The 17,397-nt window shown below is 59.1% G+C and carries 7 protein-coding genes and 5 pseudogenes; 11 read left to right on the top strand and 1 reads right to left on the bottom strand.

Translation table 11 applies throughout. The annotated features are described in order from the left end of the window. Positions 1 to 3,234 (top strand): YadA-like family protein (locus ASG35_RS13470; protein WP_056357798.1); only part of this gene is annotated, 3,234 nt, incomplete at its 5' end. Between the two features lie 172 nt (positions 3,235 to 3,406). Here ASG35_RS13470 and ASG35_RS13465 read toward each other — a convergent pair. Beyond that, complete coding sequence (locus tag ASG35_RS13465; protein ID WP_056357794.1) at positions 3,407 to 4,252, bottom strand: MurR/RpiR family transcriptional regulator; 846 nt, start codon at positions 4,250 to 4,252, stop codon at positions 3,407 to 3,409. Positions 4,253 to 4,558: 306 nt separating this feature from the next. Between ASG35_RS13465 and edd the strand changes: the two genes are divergently transcribed. The 10 genes and pseudogenes from edd to ASG35_RS32630 form a co-directional block, all read left to right on the top strand. After that, the gene (gene edd, locus ASG35_RS13460) at positions 4,559 to 6,469 is read left to right on the top strand and encodes a phosphogluconate dehydratase (RefSeq protein ID WP_056357791.1); all 1,911 of its coding nucleotides are present in this window, start codon (positions 4,559 to 4,561) and stop codon (positions 6,467 to 6,469) included. Then, positions 6,466 to 7,101, top strand: coding sequence for a bifunctional 4-hydroxy-2-oxoglutarate aldolase/2-dehydro-3-deoxy-phosphogluconate aldolase (gene eda, locus ASG35_RS13455; RefSeq protein WP_056357788.1), 636 nt, complete (start codon positions 6,466 to 6,468; stop codon positions 7,099 to 7,101). The genes edd and eda overlap by 4 nt, the downstream gene beginning before the upstream one ends. A 266-nt stretch (positions 7,102 to 7,367) precedes the next feature. Next, positions 7,368 to 8,729: a GntP family permease gene (locus ASG35_RS13450; RefSeq protein ID WP_056357785.1), complete on the top strand. Its 1,362-nt coding sequence runs from the start codon at positions 7,368 to 7,370 to the stop codon at positions 8,727 to 8,729. 10 nt (positions 8,730 to 8,739) lie between these two features. After that, on the top strand, positions 8,740 to 9,234 hold the full coding sequence (locus ASG35_RS13445; protein ID WP_056357782.1) for a gluconokinase: 495 nt from the start codon (positions 8,740 to 8,742) through the stop codon (positions 9,232 to 9,234). 555 nt (positions 9,235 to 9,789) lie between these two features. Beyond that, positions 9,790 to 11,504: pseudogene (locus tag ASG35_RS32655) on the top strand (Ig-like domain-containing protein); the annotation flags it as partial. Between the two features lies 1 nt (position 11,505). Beyond that, positions 11,506 to 12,537: pseudogene (locus tag ASG35_RS32650) on the top strand (Ig-like domain-containing protein); the annotation flags it as partial. A 35-nt stretch (positions 12,538 to 12,572) separates the two neighbouring features. Continuing rightward, positions 12,573 to 12,985 (top strand): annotated as a pseudogene (locus tag ASG35_RS32645) (Ig-like domain-containing protein); the annotation flags it as partial. 1 nt (position 12,986) lies between these two features. Next, on the top strand, positions 12,987 to 14,325 hold a 1,339-nt coding region (locus ASG35_RS32640), incomplete at its 5' end, for an Ig-like domain-containing protein (protein WP_442854832.1). Continuing rightward, positions 14,315 to 15,017 (top strand): annotated as a pseudogene (locus ASG35_RS32635) (Ig-like domain-containing protein); the annotation flags it as partial. The gene ASG35_RS32640 and the pseudogene ASG35_RS32635, both read left to right, overlap by 11 nt. Before the next feature lie 294 nt (positions 15,018 to 15,311). Beyond that, positions 15,312 to 15,748 (top strand): annotated as a pseudogene (locus ASG35_RS32630) (Ig-like domain-containing protein); the annotation flags it as partial. Positions 15,749 to 17,397: the final 1,649 nt, after the last annotated feature.

Raw genomic sequence — 17,397 nt, 5'->3', positions numbered from 1 at the left:
AAAGCGACCACCGCAGGCACGGACGCGGCGGCAGCACTGGCAGCATCGGTTGATGCAGTCAAGTACGACAGCGCAGCGCACAACAAGGTGACGTTGGGTGCGGAAGGCACGCCAGTGACGTTGGCCAACGTGGCAACGGGCGTGGCAAATACCGACGCAGTCAACGTTGCACAGTTGAATGCCGGGATTAACAGCGTTACGGTAAAAACTGCGGCGCTTAACGACGCGCTGAAGTACGTCGGTTTTGGTCCGAGCATTGCGGGCTTTGCTAACGCAAGCGGTACCGATTCCATGGCGTTGGGCGGTAATGCCTTCGCCACCGCGGACCGTTCCTTGGCAATTGGCTTGAATGCGCGTGCAGGTTATGCGGACTCGGTAGCTATCGGTACGAACTCGAGTGTGACGGCAGCAAATACCGTCTCCGTGGGTTCAGCAGGCAAGGAACGCAAGATCATGTTCGTTGCTCAAGGTACCAAAACGACCGACGCAGTGAACTTGGGTCAGGTTCAAAGCATGATCGCGGGTCTTGCACCAGTTCAACAGCAGCAGGTGTTGCAGTCGCCGGTCGCCATGCAAGTTCTGGGTGCAACGAAGCTGGGCGCGTCGGCTCAAAACTGGACGGACGTGCTTGCCACGGGTGACACCGACAAGCTTAACAAGACACAGGCGGTCGGCACCGACGCGATGGCAATCGGCCTGAACACCCATGCTACGGACGCACAGGCCACGGCTATCGGTCAGAACACGCTCGCCACAGCAAAGGGTTCGGTTGCAATTGGTAACAGCTCGACGTCGAACGGTATTGAAGCGACTGCAATCGGTGTTAATGCAAGCTCTACGGCTGAGCATGCGTTGTCGATTGGTTACTCGTCCTTGGCCGATGCTACGGATAGCATTGCGATTGGTACACACGCGACCGTCGGCCTTGGTTTTGACTCGGGCATTGCAATCGGTAACGAAGCTGTGGTTACAGGTGCGGGTTCATTCGCACTGGGCAACAACAGCACGGTCAGCGGCACGAACACGGTCGTATTAGGCAGCAATAATATAGACGTGACCGGCAACAACAGCGTGATCCTCGGTGCCGGCAGTGATGGTTCGCAGAGCAACGTTGTGTCGGTAGGCGCGAAGGGTTCCGAGCGCAAGATCGTGAACGTGGCTGCTGGTACCACGACCACTGACGCAGTCAACTTGGGTCAGATGACCAAGGCGATTTCTGATGCGGGAACCGGAACAGGCGGCGGCGGTTCGACCCTGATCACGCAAGACTCGACCAGCAAGGATCTGCTGGTTGGTGGCGCGGTTGATGGCACGCACGTGAACTTCGCCAGCACTTCGGGCGCGGCGCGTGAACTGATCAACGTAGCGGCAGGCACAACTAACACGTCTGCAGTGAACCTCAGCCAGTTGAAGCCAGTGGTTACGGCTTTGGGCGGCAACGCAACGGTTGACGCGGCAGGTAACGTGACTGGACCGACGTACAACGTCCAGGGCGGAACGCAAACGACGGTCGGCGCTGCTTTGTCATCGCTGGATACGGGCTTGACCACGGTCAATACCAAGATCGCAGGTATGGGTCCGTCGTTGGTCACGCAAGCAGCAGCCGGGTCTGACCTTCTGGTCGGCGCCTCGACTGATGGCTCGCATGTCAACTTTGCAGGCACGAGCGGTAACCGTGAACTGATCAACGTGGCAGCAGGCACGAAGCCTACGTCTGCAGTGAACTTGAGCCAGTTGACGCCGGTGGTTGCAGGTCTGGGCGGTGGCGCAACGATCAATACGACGACGGGTGCCGTAACTGGCCCGACGTACTCGATCGGCGGCGTGGACAAACACAGTGCAGGCGAGGCATTCAGCGCGATTGACGGTAGCTTGACGGACCTGAAAGGCACTGTTGCAGACATCACGGGTTCAACGGGCAGCGGCATGGTGATTCAAGACGCCACGACGCGTGACATCAAGGTCGGCTCTGTGAATGATGGCACCGTGGTCGATATGACCGGTACGGAAGGTGCTCGCAAGATCACCGGTGTAGCTGCCGGTAGCCTGGATGTTTCGAGCCTGGACGCAATCAACGGTTCGCAGTTGAACTCTGTCGGAAGCCAGTTTGCAACGGCAATCGGTGGCGGCGCGATGATGAACTCGGATGGTTCGTTCACGCAACCGTCGTTCAATGTGGGCGGCAACACGGTTCACAACGTGGGTGACGCAATCACTGGTCTTGACGGTCGCATCAACACGACCAACGAAACCGTGACGAACCTGCAGACGCAAGTTACGAACATCGCTGCTGGTAGCGGTGGAGTGGCGACGCCGAACGCAGTTGCGTACGACTCGAATGCGCATGACACCTTGACGCTTGACGGAGCGGGCGGCACCAAGCTCACCGGTTTGGCTGATGGCGACGTGGCAGCAGGTAGCACGGATGCAATTACGGGCAATCAGTTCGCCTCGTTGCAGGCGGCAGTAACCGACGCCGTGAAGAACATCTCGACGACGGGTGACGCAACCATCGGTATCAACGGTACAGATGGCAAGAACGGCATCAACGGTGTTGACGGCGCTCCGGCAGTTGCTTCGGCAACTGGCAACGACGCAATCGCCATGGGTGACGGTGCTTCGGCTTCCGGCGAGCAATCCACCGTAATTGGTGGTGGTTCGAGCGCTACGGGTGATCAGACTGTCGTGATCGGTGGCGGGTCAACCGCTTCTGGTACCGGAACTGTGGTCATTGGCGGCGGCGCAAGCGGCACGGCCGATGGCACGGTAGCAATCGGTCAAGGTTCGAACGCCTCTGGTGAGAACTCGATCGCGATTGGTAACGGTGCTACGGCTCCGAACACCAATTCGGTAGCGTTGGGTGCTAATTCCACAACGGATCGTGACAACAGCGTGTCGGTCGGCTCTGCTGATCAACAACGTCAGATCACGAACGTGGCGCCAGGCACGCAAGGCACGGACGCGGTCAACCTGAACCAGATGAACCAGGCAGTTGGCGGTATTGCTCGTAAGGCGTACAGCGGTATTGCGGCAGCCACTGCGCTGACCATGATCCCTGACGTCGATGCGAACAAGACGTTGTCGCTCGGTATTGGTGGCGGTACGTTCCAAGGCTACGCAGCAACGGCCATTGGCGGTACGGCTCGTATCACGCAGAACATCAAGGTGCGCGTGGGCGCAGGTTGGTCTGCAGCGGGTACGACGGTTGGTGCTGGTGCTTCGTACCAGTGGTAATCGGGATCTGATCTAAGGGAAGTCCGGTTCGCAAGAGCCGGATTTCTTGAAGGATTGGTCTTGTAGCTGTTTTGTTATAGAAAGACTTGTTGTAGCTGTAGATGTACCTTTAGTTGTTCTTTCAGGCGGGCTCTTCTTCGGAAGAGCCCGCTTTTTTTATGCATGCAGCTTTCTAGTTCCCCACGCGCCGTCTATCCAGCACGCCCTTTGCCTCGGCCAATCGCTCCGCGAATTCAGGCCCGCGTGCGAGCGCAACGCCCACAGCCAAGATATCGCCGATTGCCAGATGCGATACCCGCGATGTCATCGGTGAAAAGATGTCCGTGTCTTCATCCACGTTCGCGAACAATCCCACGCTCGCCATGCGCGCCAGCGGGGAATTGCCGTGCGTGATGGCGATCACTTTCGCCCCGCCGGCCAACGCCGATTTCACCGCATCGAGAATGTCGCGCGTGCGGCCTGTGTTGGAAATAACGACCACCACGTCGCCCGCGCCGAGCAACGCCGCCGACGTCGTGTAGGTATGCGGATCCGAATACGCGACGCTCGGGACGCCAAGCCGGAAGAACTTGTGCTGCACATCGAGCGCGGCAATTCCTGAACCGCCGGCGCCATAAAACTCGATACGACGTGCATCGGCGAGAAGGGAAATTGCGGTCGCGACGCTATCCGACGACAAACTGTTGCGCACCTGCAGCAACGCGCCGATAGTCCGGTCCAGCACCTTCGCAGCGACGCCGGCCGCGGGTTCATCGGCGCGAACATCGCGATACACCGCCGCGGCCGGGACATCGGACGCAATGCTTTGCGCGAGGCGGATCTTGAATTCGCGGAATCCCGAGAAGCCGAGCGCACGGCAAAATCGGGCAATGGTCGGCTGGCTCACGCCGGCGCGAACGGCGAAATCGGTCATCGCGAGGTCGAGAACTTCGCGCGGCGCTTCCATGACGTAATCGGCGAGCTTTCGCTCGGAAGGTCGCAACTGCTCGCGCATTGCCTTAACCTGAGACAGCAACATCGGGAATCTCGCCTATGCTGGAAATGCGTGGACTATAGCTGATCGATAAAAATGTACAAAAACTACAAGACAACCGCTCGAAGCGAACCATCCATTAAAGGTAATAGAAACCCAAACAATCCCGTCACGCAAAGAGAAACGTGAAATAAGGGTTTTCCAGATGGAAAGTATGTAGTTTTTCTACTAAAATTTGCAGTCTTGGCGTGGATGATCTCAAAAACCAGGCATTCCACGACACTCAATCTGGTCAACACGGTGTTCATTACCCGTTAGCCACCGCTCGCTGCCCCAAGCGAAGGAGTTTCGATGGTTTCCCCGCATTCGCATCTGAACAAAGTGACCCAGCGCGTGATCGAGCGCAGCAAGCCCACGCGCGCGGCATATTTGTCGCGTATCGATGCCGCTCAAGGTCACTTTCCTGCACGCGGCGCATTGTCGTGCGCGAATCTGGCGCATGGATTCGCTGGTCTCGAAGGCCAGGAGAAGATTTCCATCAAGGCGATTCGCGAGCCGAACATCGGCATTGTTTCGTCTTATAACGAGATGCTGTCGGCTCACGCGCCATTCAAGAATTATCCCGACATCATCAAGCAGGCTGCGCGCGAAGCAGGCGGCGTCGCGCAATTCGCGGGCGGCGTGCCGGCCATGTGCGACGGCGTCACGCAAGGCAACGCGGGCATGGAGTTGTCGCTGTTCTCGCGCGAAGTCATCGCCATGAGCACGGCCGTTGCGCTCACGCACAACATGTTCGACGCCGCGCTGTGCCTCGGCATTTGCGACAAGATCGTGCCGGGTTTGTTGATCGGCGCGCTGCAATTCGGGCACTTGCCGACTGTGTTCGTGCCGGCCGGTCCCATGACCAGCGGCCTCACGAATGACGATAAAGCCAAAGTCCGCCAGCAGTTCGCAACTGGCGCCTGCGATCGCGACGCGTTGCTGGAAGCCGAAGCCGCCGCGTATCACGGCCACGGCACATGTACGTTCTACGGCACGGCCAACAGCAATCAGATGCTGATGGAAGTCATGGGCCTGCATCTTCCGGGCTCGGCGTTCATTCATCCGCACACGCCGTTGCGCGACGCGCTGACAGCCGAGGCCGCGAAACGTGTGCTGGAACTCACGGTCGATCGCGGCCACTACACGCCGGTGGGTCATGTCGTCGATGAAAAAGCCATCGTCAACGGCATTGTCGCGTTGCTGGCAACGGGTGGATCGACTAATCACACGCTGCATCTGGTCGCCATCGCGCGGGCGGCGGGGATCGTGATCGACTGGAACGACTTCGATGAACTCTCGCAAGCTGTCCCGCTCGTGGCGCGCATTTATCCGAACGGCAAGGCCGACGTGAATCATTTTCACGCGGCCGGCGGCATTGCGTATCTGGTTCGCGATCTGCTCGAAGCCGGTTTGCTGCATGAAGATGTGCAAACCGTGGCGGGCCGCGGTCTCGGGCACTACACGCGCGAACCCAAGCTTATCGATGGAAAACTGCAATGGGTCGATGGCACCGAAACCAGTCACGACACCAAAGTGCTCCGCAGCCACAAGGAACCGTTCGCGCCCGACGGCGGTCTGCGTTTGATGCAAGGCAGAATGGGCCGTGGCGTGATCAAGATCTCGGCGGTGGCGGAAGCGCATCGGCATGTGAAGGCGCCGGCGATCGTGTTCGAGTCGCAAGAGGAAGTGCAGGCGGCGTTCGACAACGGCGAGCTGAAGCGGGACTTCGTGGCGATCGTGCGGTTTCAGGGCGCGCGGGCGAACGGCATGCCGGAGTTGCACCGGTTGACGCCGCTTCTGGGCGTGTTGCAGGATCAGGGCTTTCACGTGGCGCTCGTGACGGACGGGCGTATGTCGGGCGCGTCGGGCAAAGTGCCGGCGGTCATCCACATTTCGCCGGAAGCATTGCTGCATGGTCCAATAGGCAAGGTGCGCACGGGCGACATGATTGTCATCGACGCAAACAACGGCGTGCTCGACGTGGAAATAGATGAACACGAATGGGCCGCGCGCGAAGTCGAGCAACCCAAACATCAGGCTGCGAACGAAGTAGGATTCGGGCGCGAGCTCTTCGGCGTTTTCCGCGCGGCGGCCATGCCGGCGGAACTGGGTGCATCGGTATTCGGTCCCATGGTTGGCGAAAATGCCGTGTGCGATGTTTCGTCCGGCACCATGGAGCACGCATCGCAAGCGCAAACAACAGGAGCAGCAGTCAAATGAAATCAGTAAGCGAAATCGTGTGTTTGGGCCCGGTGATTCCGGTTCTTGCGTTTGACTCGGTCGAGCAGGGCGAAAGCGTTTCGCGGGCGTTGCATGCGGGCGGCGTCAAGGTGCTCGAGATCACGTTGCGCACCGCGGCGGGATTGGCGGCCATTGAACGTGCAAGTCACTTGGCTGACGATATTGTGGTCGGCGTAGGCACGATCACCAAACCCGAGCACTGCGCGCAGGCAAAGAAAGCGGGCGCGCAATTCGGGGTATCGCCGGGATTGACGAAGGAGATTCATCAAGCTTCGCTCGACGCCGGCCTGCCGCTGTTGCCGGGCGTGATGACGCCAACTGACATCATCCAGGCGATGGAGCTCGGCTACGAAATCGTCAAGCTGTTCCCGGCGCAACAGGCGGGTGGCGTGTCCATGTTGCAGGCGCTCAACGGTCCCTTCCCGGGCCTCAAGTTTTGCCCGACTGGCGGCATCACGGCGGAAACCGCGCCCAACTTTCTGGCGTTGCCGAACGTGGTGTGTGTGGGTGGATCGTGGCTCACGCCGAAAGCGGCGCTAGCTGCGCAGAACTGGGAAGAAGTCACACGTCTTGCTCGAGCAGCGAGCCTTCTGGCGCCGGTCAAAGCATAAATAGAAGTATCGGCGCAACAGCAAAAGCCTTTGCCGTGCACGTGTCAAACGTGCCGCAAAGGCTTTTTCGCATTCGGGAACGCTTACTGCGCAGGTTTCGGGCGCTGCAAGTAAAATCCGGTGTCACACATCTCGCCGACTGCGTGTGCGCTTGTCCTCAGCCCGATTCGTGGGGCGCTTTTCCGGGCTAATGTCCGGGCTGATTTTCGAGCCAAGACAAACGCATCCGCGGTCCAGAAGAACGCTAACAAAAGAAGGAGGCGCCTATGGAGCCCGTTCACGGCAGCATGCTATTGGTTTATGCGGTTGTAGCCATTGCTCTGCTGATTTTGCTCATCACGCGATACAAGGTTTACCCGTTTCTAGTACTCATCATCGTTTCACTGCTTTTGGGCCTCGCCGTCGGCATGCCGATGGACAAGATCGTGAAGGCGTTCGAAACCGGCAACGGCAATACGCTCGGACATATCGCCATAGTCGTGGGTCTCGGCACCATGCTCGGCAAGATGATGGCCGAGTCGGGCGGCGCCGAACGCATTGCGAATACCTTGATTGGCTGGTTCGGCGAGAAATATATTCACTGGGCCATGATGTGCGTGGCGATCATCGTTGGTCTGCCCGTGTTCTTTGAAGTTGGTTTCGTGTTGCTCATTCCGATCGCGTTCAACGTCGCGAAACGCACGAAGAAATCGCTGTTGCTAATTGGTTTGCCAATGGTTGCCGGATTGTCCGTAGTCCACGGATTGATTCCGCCGCATCCCGCCGCATTGCTCGCCGTGCAGGCGTATCACGCGGACATTGGCCGCACGATCATGTATGGCTTGATAGTTGGCATTCCTACTGCAATTGTCGCGGGGCCGCTGTTTGCGCTGCTGATTCACAAGCACATCAAGTTGCCCGAGAACAATCCGCTGGCATCGCAATTTGTCGATTCACGCAAGGAAGGCGAAACGCGCGAACTGCCCGGCTTCGGGATCACGCTGTTCAGCATCTTGCTGCCCGTGATTCTGATGCTGATCGGCAGTTGGGCCGATCTGTTTTCCACGCCGAAATCGTTCTTCAACAACTTGCTGCATTTCGTGGGCAACTCGGACGTCGCGTTGCTGATCGCCGTGTTGTTCAGCTTCTGGAGCTTTGGTGCATCGCGTGGATTCGATCGCGAGCAGATTCAGAAATTCTGTGGCGAATGTCTTGCACCGATAGCCGGAATTACGTTGATCGTGGGCGCGGGCGGCGGCTTCGGCAACGTGCTGCGCGAAAGCGGAATTTCGCAGCAGCTCGTGACGACGGCATCGGCTGCGCATTTATCGCCGTTGCTGCTCGGCTGGTTCGTCGCCGCGCTGATCCGTCTCGCCACGGGTTCCGCGACCGTCGCCATGACAACCGCGTGCGGCATTGTCGCGCCGATTGCATCGGCGGCAGGCGCGAGCGTGAGTCCTGAATTGCTGGTGCTGGCAACGGGATCGGGGTCGCTGATTTTCTCGCACGTGAACGACGGTGGTTTCTGGCTCATCAAGGAATACTTCGGCATGACGGTTGGCCAGACGTTCAAGACATGGTCGCTGTGCGAAACGATTATTTCGGTGATGGGATTGGGTCTGACCTTCGCGCTTGCGTCGGTCGTGTAAGGAGATTCTTATGATTTTGATCGCGATGGGTGTGTCCGGTTGTGGCAAGACGACAATCGGCGAAGCGCTGGCTGCGCGTTTGGGCTGCGATTTCGCCGATGCCGACAGCTTCCACAGTCAGGCTAACAAGGACAAGATGCACAAGGGCATTCCGCTCACCGACGACGACCGCTGGCCGTGGTTGAAAGCAATCCGCGCGTCCATAGTGGAGAAGAAGGCGGACAACACCACGCACGTTTATGCGTGTTCGGCTTTGAAGCGGGTGTATCGAGATATTCTGCGTGACGGTGATAGAGACGTGACGTTCGTTTATTTGAAGGGCACGCCGGAGTTATTGAGAGAGCGCATTAAAACGCGCAAGGGCCATTTCTTCGATCCCGCTTTATTGCAGAGTCAGCTCGATACGCTAGAACCGCCTACGGCAGATGAAGCAATCGAGGTGGATATTGCAATGCCGCCGGAAAAGATTGTCGATACGGTGCTGGTTGAAATAAAGCAGCGTTAGATTCCGAAGAATCTCGCAGCAGCACGTCGTTAGAGGAACAACGGGTTCAGTGAATACTGAACCCGTTTTTTCTTGAAAGCTCCCTTTTCGCTATCTCGCGGGATTATTTCCCAATGGGTTTTCTCTTTTAAAACTAAACTGATTATTGGTTGCCGCCGCAAACTTGTAGATCCAGTGTATGACTTGGGCACTGGCTAGGATGCCAGGTGAGACCTTGGCGCATCTCTATCAATTTGAATCGCATGGTTGACGTTCCGTGCGGTCTCTGCATATAAGCCAATCCATTAATCTGTCCATCTTCGGCTATAGAAGCTTCGATAAAACCATCTCGGTTTTAAGCGCGGATAGTAGTCATTGATTGGTGCCATTTTCAGCGGTCGGATATTTAGGACTTTTCCGGTAGAACTGCAGCGGTTCCCAGACCAGAATCGATGCGCGCAGGGAACGCAATGTTTCCTGTTTCGACTCGTCACACCCGGTTTCTTTCCAACGAATGCATTCCATTGTGCCGGGTGTGAGTCTATTTCTACATCACCGTAAATAAAAGGTTACCGCATGTCCCTTCAACTTGAGTTGACCCCGCCGCCACCAGTTATTACCAATATTCTGGACGCGGTCGGCCCGGTCCAGGGCACCGTTCCAGTCGGAGGTGCAACCGATGACGCGCAACCGACCATTATCGGTACGGGAATTCCTGGCGATCTTATTTATATTTATCAGAATGGCATTAACTGTGGCGGCACCTGGGTCGACGCGAACGGCAACTGGTCGTTAAAGCTCGCGGTCGCCTTGACCAACGGTTTGCATGACATGACCGCGGCGCAGTTTGTCATGGGCGGACAGCTCAGCGGAATGTCCAATCACTGGCCCATCAACGTGAACCTGGACGTGCCGGCCAAGCCGGTCATGAACGCGCCCACGGACGACTACGGCGTGCCGATCACGGGCACGACCAGTGACACCCATCCGGTCATCAGCGGCACGGGCACGGCGGGCGACACGATCACTTTGTACGACGGATCGAAGGCGATCGGCTCGGTGATCATCGGTATTGACGGCAGGTGGAGCCTCAAGCCCGCCACCGATTTGTCCAGTGGCACGCACGACATCTATGTGATCGAGACAAACCCGGCGGGCAACGCCAGCGCGCCATCGGATCACGCGAGCATCGTGGTGAACACGAACGTGGCGCCCGTGATCACGAACGTGATCGATGCAGTCGGTCCGGTTCAAGGCACGGTAGCCGCCGGTGGCGTGACGGACGATCCGCGTCCGAGCATCAGCGGCACGGGCATTCCGGGCTACACCGTGAACCTGTACCAGAACGATCTGGGCTGGGGTGCAGCGACAGTGGGCGCCGATGGCAAATGGACCATCAAGATTTCGACCGACCTGAGCAACGGCGTACACGACTTCATAACCAAGCAGTTTGGCCCTGATGGGGTGATGACTGCAGCATCGAATCACTGGTCGGTCACGGTGGACACCACCACGCCGGCGAAACCTGTCATCACGGGTCTCACGGATGACGCGGGCGCAGCGATCCCCGCTGGCGGCTCGACCATCAACGCCCATCCGACGGTGAGCGGCACGGCCAAAGCGGGCGACATCGTCACGCTGTATGACGGCTCGACCGTGATCGGTTCGGTCAAGGTCGGCGCGGATGGCAAGTGGAGCATCAAGCCGTCGAAGGATTTGTCGGTGGGCTCGCACGATGTGTATGCCATCGATACAAACCTGGCAGGCGTGGTCAGCCCGCAGTCGGCACATGTGGCCTTCACGGTGACCTGGACGTTTGCGGCGCCGGTGATCCTGAATGTGGTCGATTCAGTCGGTCCGGTTCAAGGCACGGTAGCAGCCGGTGGCGTAACGGACGACCCACGTCCGAGCATCAGCGGCACGGGCATTCCGGGCTACACGGTGTATCTGTACCAGAACGGTCTGGGTTGTGGCGAAGCGAAGGTCAGCGCCGATGGCAAGTGGACCATCAAGATCACGAACGAACTGGGCAACGGCGCGCACGACTTCATCGCCAAGCAGTTCGGCTCCGATGGCGTGTTTACCACAGCATCGAACCACTGGTCCATCACAGTCGACACGACCCCGGTTGCCAAGCCGGTGGTGAACCCCATGACGGACGACAGCGGCCATGTCATCGGCGGCACGACCACCGACGCGCATCCGAACATGAGCGGCACGGGCAAGGCGGGCGACACGATTACCGTGTACGACGGCTCGAAGACGCTCGGCTCGGTGGTGATCGGTGCCGANCGACGCGCATCCGAACATGAGCGGCACGGGCAAGGCGGGCGACACGATTACCGTGTACGACGGCTCGAAGACGCTCGGCTCGGTGGTGATCGGTGCCGATGGCAAGTGGAGCTTCAAGCCCACCACGGATCTGTCAGCCGGCACGCACGACATCTACGTGATTGAAACGAACCTCGCAGGCGCAGTCAGCCCGCAATCGGATCACACGGCGATCACGGTGACCTCGTCACTGACGGCGCCGGTGATCCTGAACGTAGTGGATGCATTGGGTCCGATCCAGGGCACGGTAGCAGCCGGTGGCGTGACGGACGATCCACGTCCGAGCGTCAGCGGCACGGGTATTCCGGGTTACACCGTTTATCTGTATCAGAACAATTTGGGCTGCGGCGAGACGAAGGTCGGCGCCGACGGCAAGTGGACGATCAAGCTCTCGAGCGATTTGACCAACGGCGCGCACGACTTCACGGCCAAACAGTTTGGCTCTGATGGCGTGTTTACCGCAGCATCGAACCACTGGTCGGTCACAGTCGACACCACCACGCCAGCGAAACCTGTCATCACGGGTCTCACGGATGACGCGGGCGCAGCAATTCCCACTGGCGGCTCGACCATCAACGCCCATCCGACGGTCAGCGGCACGGCTAAAGCAGGCGATATCGTCACGCTGTACGACGGCGCGACGGCAATCGGTTCGGCCAAGGTCGGCGCGGATGGTAAGTGGAGCATCAAGCCATCGAAGGATCTGTCGGTGGGCTCGCACGATGTGTATGCCATCGATACGAACCTGGCAGGCGCAGTCAGCCCGCAATCGGCACACGTGGCGTTCACGGTGACCTCGTCACTGACGGCGCCGGTGATCCTGAACGTGGTCGATTCAGTCGGTCCGGTTCAAGGCACGGTCGCAGCAGGTGGCGTGACGGACGACCCACGCCCGAGCATCAGCGGCACGGGTATTCCGGGTTACACGGTGTATCTGTATCAGAACGATCTGGGTTGTGGTGAAGCGAAGGTGGGCGCTGATGGCAAATGGACNGAGCATCAGCGGCACGGGTATTCCGGGTTACACGGTGTATCTGTATCAGAACGATCTGGGTTGTGGTGAAGCGAAGGTGGGCGCTGATGGCAAATGGACGATCAAGCTCTCGAGCGATTTGACCAACGGCGCGCACGACTTCATCGCCAAACAGTTTGGCTCTGATGGCGTGTTTACCACAGCATCGAACCACTGGTCGATCACAGTCGACACGACCCCGGTTGCCAAGCCGGTGGTGAACCCCATGACGGACGACAGCGGTCATGTCATCGGCGGCACGACGACCGACGCGCATCCGAACATGAGCGGCACGGGCAAGGCGGGCGACACGATTACCGTGTACGACGGCTCGAAGACGCTCGGCTCGGTGGTGATCGGTGCCGACGGCAAGTGGAGCTTCAAGCCCACCACGGATCTGTCAGCCGGCACGCCGTCACCTAAGCACGCNCGACGCGCATCCGAACATGAGCGGCACGGGCAAGGCGGGCGACACGATTACCGTGTACGACGGCTCGAAGACGCTCGGCTCGGTGGTGATCGGTGCCGACGGCAAGTGGAGCTTCAAGCCCACCACGGATCTGTCGGCCGGCACGCACGACATCTACGTGATTGAAACGAACCTCGCAGGCGCAGTCAGCCCGCAGTCGGATCACACGGCGATCACGGTGAGCACGGTGCTGCCAGCACCGACACCTGTCATCACGCAGTTCATCGATGCAGTGGGTTTCGTGCAGGGCAACATTCCGTCGGGCGGCACGAGCGACGACTCGCGTCCGACGATCAAGGGCACGGGTCACGCAGGCGACACCATCAGCCTGTTCGATGGCACGACGGCGATCGGCAGCACGGTGGTCGACAGTGCGGGCAACTGGTCGGTGCGTCTGGGCGACGATCTCGCGCGCGGCACGCACAGCATTCATGCCAACGCATCGAGCAGCACCACGAGCTCGAGCGCCTCGTCGAACACCTATGTGGTGCTGATGACCGCGCCAGCGACGGTGCCCGTGATCACGCAATTGATCGATGCGGCCGGTCCCGTGCAGGGCAACGTGGCAACGGGTGGGACGACCGATGACAAGACGCCCACGCTCAAGGGCACGGGCAATCCGGGAGATCAGGTCGATATCCATGACGGCAGCGTGACCATCGGTGGAACGAAGGTGGATGCGTCGGGCAACTGGTCGATCAAGCTGCCGTCGCTGAGCGACAGCGTGCACACGCTGACGGCCTGGTCGTTCAACGGTGTGAACTGGAGTTCTTCGTCGGTCGTGTATACGGTTACGGTGGACACCACCACGCCAGCGAAACCTGTCATCACGGGTCTCACGGATGACGCAGGTGCAGCGATCCCCGCTGGCGGCTCGACGATCAACGCCCATCCGACGGTGAGCGGCACGGCCAAAGCAGGCGACATCGTCACGCTGTACGACGGCGCGACGGCAATCGGTTCGGCCAAGGTCGGTGCGGATGGCAAGTGGAGCATCAAGCCGTCGAAGGATCTGTCGGTGGGCTCACACGATGTGTATGCCATCGACACGAACCTGGCCGGCGCAGTCAGCCCGCAATCGGTGCACGTGGCGTTCACAGTGACGTCGTCCCTGACGGCACCGGTGATCCTGAACGTGGTCGATTCAGTCGGTCCGGTTCAAGGCACGGTCGCAGCAGGTGGCGTAACAGACGATCCGCGTCCGAGCATCAGCGGCACGGGTATTCCGGGTTACACGGTGTATCTGTATCAGAACGATCTGGGTTGTGGTGAAGCGAAGGTGGGCGCTGATGGCAAATGACGACTTCACGGCCAAACAGTTTGGCTCCGATGGCGTGTTTACCACAGCATCGAACCACTGGTCGATCACGGTCGACACCACCACACCGGTCAAGCCTGTCATCACGGGTCTCGCAGATGACGCAGGTGCAGCGATTCCTGCTGGCGGCTCGACCATCAACGCCCATCCGACGGTGAGCGGCACGGCTAAAGCGGGCGACATCGTCACGCTGTACGACGGCTCGACCGTGATCGGTTCGGCCAAGGTCGGTGCGGATGGCAAGTGGAGCATCAAGCCGTCGAAGGATTTGTCGGTGGGCTCGCACGATGTGTATGCCATCGACACGAACCTCGCGGGTGCAGTCAGCCCGCAATCGGCGCACGTGGCGTTCACGGTGACGTCAGCGTTTGTACCGCCCGTGATCCTGAACGTAGCCGATGCAAACACCGCTCACACGGGCACGGTTCCGGCCGGTGGCACGACCACCGACACGCATCCGACGGTCAGCGGTACGGGTATTCCGGGTTACACCGTGAATCTGTATCAGAACACCTTGGGTTGCGGTGCAACGACAGTGGGTGCCGATGGCAAGTGGTCGATCAAGATCCCGGGCGATTTGTCGATCGGCGCGCACGACTTCACGGCCACGCAGTTTGGCGTGAGCGGTGGAGAAAGCGCGGCGTCGAACCATTGGTCCATCACGGTCGGCACGGNATTTGTCGATCGGCGCGCACGACTTCACGGCCACGCAGTTTGGCGTGAGCGGTGGAGAAAGCGCGGCGTCGAACCATTGGTCCATCACGGTCGGCACGGCGGTGGTTGCGCCCACAGAAGTCGTCACGATCACCGGTCTGTACGACGACACGTCGGGCAGTCTAGTGCTGGTGAACAAGGGCGGCTCGACCCTGGACACGACGCCGATCGTCAAGGGCACCGTGGATCACGCGCTGCTCAGCGGCGAGTCGTTGGCTGTGTATCGCGATGGCACCAAAGTTGGCACGGCAACAATGAACGGCAGCAACTGGTCGTTTGCTGATTCGGGCGTGGGCGTGGGCAGCCACACCTACACGGCACGCGTTGAGAACAGCGCGGGCAATAGCGCGTTCTCGGCAGGGTATGGCTTCACCGAGACCTCGCCTTTCGCACCGCCCGTGATCCTGAACGTAGCCGATGCAAACACCGCTCACACCGGTACGGTTCCGGCCGGTGGCACGACCACCGACACGCATCCGACGGTCAGCGGCACGGGTATTCCGGGTTACACCGTGAATCTGTATCAGAACACCTTGGGTTGCGGTGCAACGACAGTGGGTGCAGATGGCAAGTGGTCAATCAAGATCCCGGGTGATTTGTCGATCGGCGCGCACGACTTCACGGCCACGCAGTTTGGCGTGAGCGGTGGAGAAAGCGCGGCGTCGAACCATTGGTCCATCACGGTCGGCACNATCCTGAACGACATGATTTGTCGATCGGCGCGCACGACTTCACGGCCACGCAGTTTGGCGTGAGCGGTGGAGAAAGCGCGGCGTCGAACCATTGGTCCATCACGGTCGGCACGCCGGCGGTGGCGCCTACAGAGGTCGTCACGATCACCGGTCTATACGACGACACGTCGGGCAGTCTAGTGCTGGTGAACAAGGGCGGCTCGACCCTGGACACGACGCCGATCGTCAAGGGCACTGTTGACCACGCGTTGCTCAGCGGTGAGTCGTTGGCTGTGTATCGCGATGGCACCAAAGTTGGCACGGCGACAATGAACGGCAGCAGCTGGTCGTTTAATGATTCGGGCGTGGGCGTGGGAAGCCACACCTATACGGCGCGGGTTGAAAACAGTGTGGGGAACAGTGGATTCTCGGCTGGGTATTCGTTCACTGAGAGCGCAAACATTACCTATCCGAAGATTGGGGTTAAAGGAGTCTTGAATTCCACCCTCGGAATAATGATAGTTTGTGATGGAGCAACATCTGTAACTGCGCCTCCATCACAATTTTACATTTGGCAAACAAACTTTGGTTTTCATGCCTGGACAGGAGACTACGGCCAAAAATATTGGGTTGGCGAGACTGCTACCGGAGGTAATGTTGCAATCCAGCAAGGATATTATCTTCCGACCGATGTTTTTATATTCAAGGGGAAAGACGCCAGTGGCAACGCGTGGACGATGACCACGACTTGGGGCGCACTTTGGTCTATCAACGTTCTAGGTCAAACCAACTATCTAGATGGAGTTAAAGTCACTTATAGCGCGATGCGTGACCAATCAGTATCTGACGCTCAAGAAGTTACTGATTTGCTGCATGCCAGCGTGGCGAGCAATGCGACGGTTGACCAAGCCGTCGACGTGGCTGATCATCTGCGCACGGTCGTCGGCGAGCACGAGTCCTTCAAGGGCACGACTGGCCACGATACAGTGGATTTGAATGCGGATCCGACGTCTTACTTCAAGGAGAGCACAGCTCACATTGAGGGCAGCACGGTTCACCCCGTAGAGGCTGTGGGTTCTGTGCCCGCCGCGAACACGCTTCATCTCACAGGTGATCATCAAGTTCTCGATCTGACTTCGCTGACCGGTAAAACGGCAGCCGCGAAGATCTCGGGCATTGAAGCGATCGACCTGGGCGGCCATCACAACACGCTGAAGCTGTCGCTGACAGACGTGCTGAATCTGGGCGAAACCGACCTGTTCATGAAGGACGGCAAGCAGCAGATGATGGTGCAAGGCAAGGAAGGCGACGAAGTCGATCTGTCGAACTCGCACATTGCGGGTCTGGCCGAAGGCGAGTGGCAAGCGCACGGTACGGCGCAAGTGGGTGGCGTCACGTACAACGTGTACGAGCACTCGGGCGCGCATACCGAACTGCTGGTTCAGCAAGGCGTGCAGATCGTCGTGCATTAAAGTTTCAACGTTGTAGAGCCCGCTTTCACTGAGTCAAGGAAAGCGGGTTGACCTGAGGTAGTACGGCAAGCCGTTCCAGAAGTTTGGAACGGCTTTTTTCGTGTGCGCCCAGCATGGGCGCAATCTTGGAGGTGCGAGTCCTCCCGTGAGTTGACCACAGCGAACGAAGCGAAGCGCAACTGCGTGAGGGTGACCGA

It is taken from the genome of Burkholderia sp. Leaf177 (assembly GCF_001424345.1).
In the GTDB taxonomy this organism is placed as follows: Bacteria; Pseudomonadota; Gammaproteobacteria; order Burkholderiales; family Burkholderiaceae; genus Caballeronia.
This window is presented reverse-complemented; position numbering and strand designations above follow the sequence as displayed.

Excerpts from the sequence above, each read along its gene's own strand:
- edd (WP_056357791.1), top strand. The coding sequence starts at position 4,559 with ATGGTTTCCCCGCATTCGCATCTGAACAAAGTGACCCAGCGCGTGATC.
- ASG35_RS13445 (WP_056357782.1), top strand. The coding sequence starts at position 8,740 with ATGATTTTGATCGCGATGGGTGTGTCCGGTTGTGGCAAGACGACAATC.
- ASG35_RS13450 (WP_056357785.1), top strand. The coding sequence starts at position 7,368 with ATGGAGCCCGTTCACGGCAGCATGCTATTGGTTTATGCGGTTGTAGCC.
- ASG35_RS13465 (WP_056357794.1), bottom strand. The coding sequence starts at position 4,252 with ATGTTGCTGTCTCAGGTTAAGGCAATGCGCGAGCAGTTGCGACCTTCC.
- eda (WP_056357788.1), top strand. The coding sequence starts at position 6,466 with ATGAAATCAGTAAGCGAAATCGTGTGTTTGGGCCCGGTGATTCCGGTT.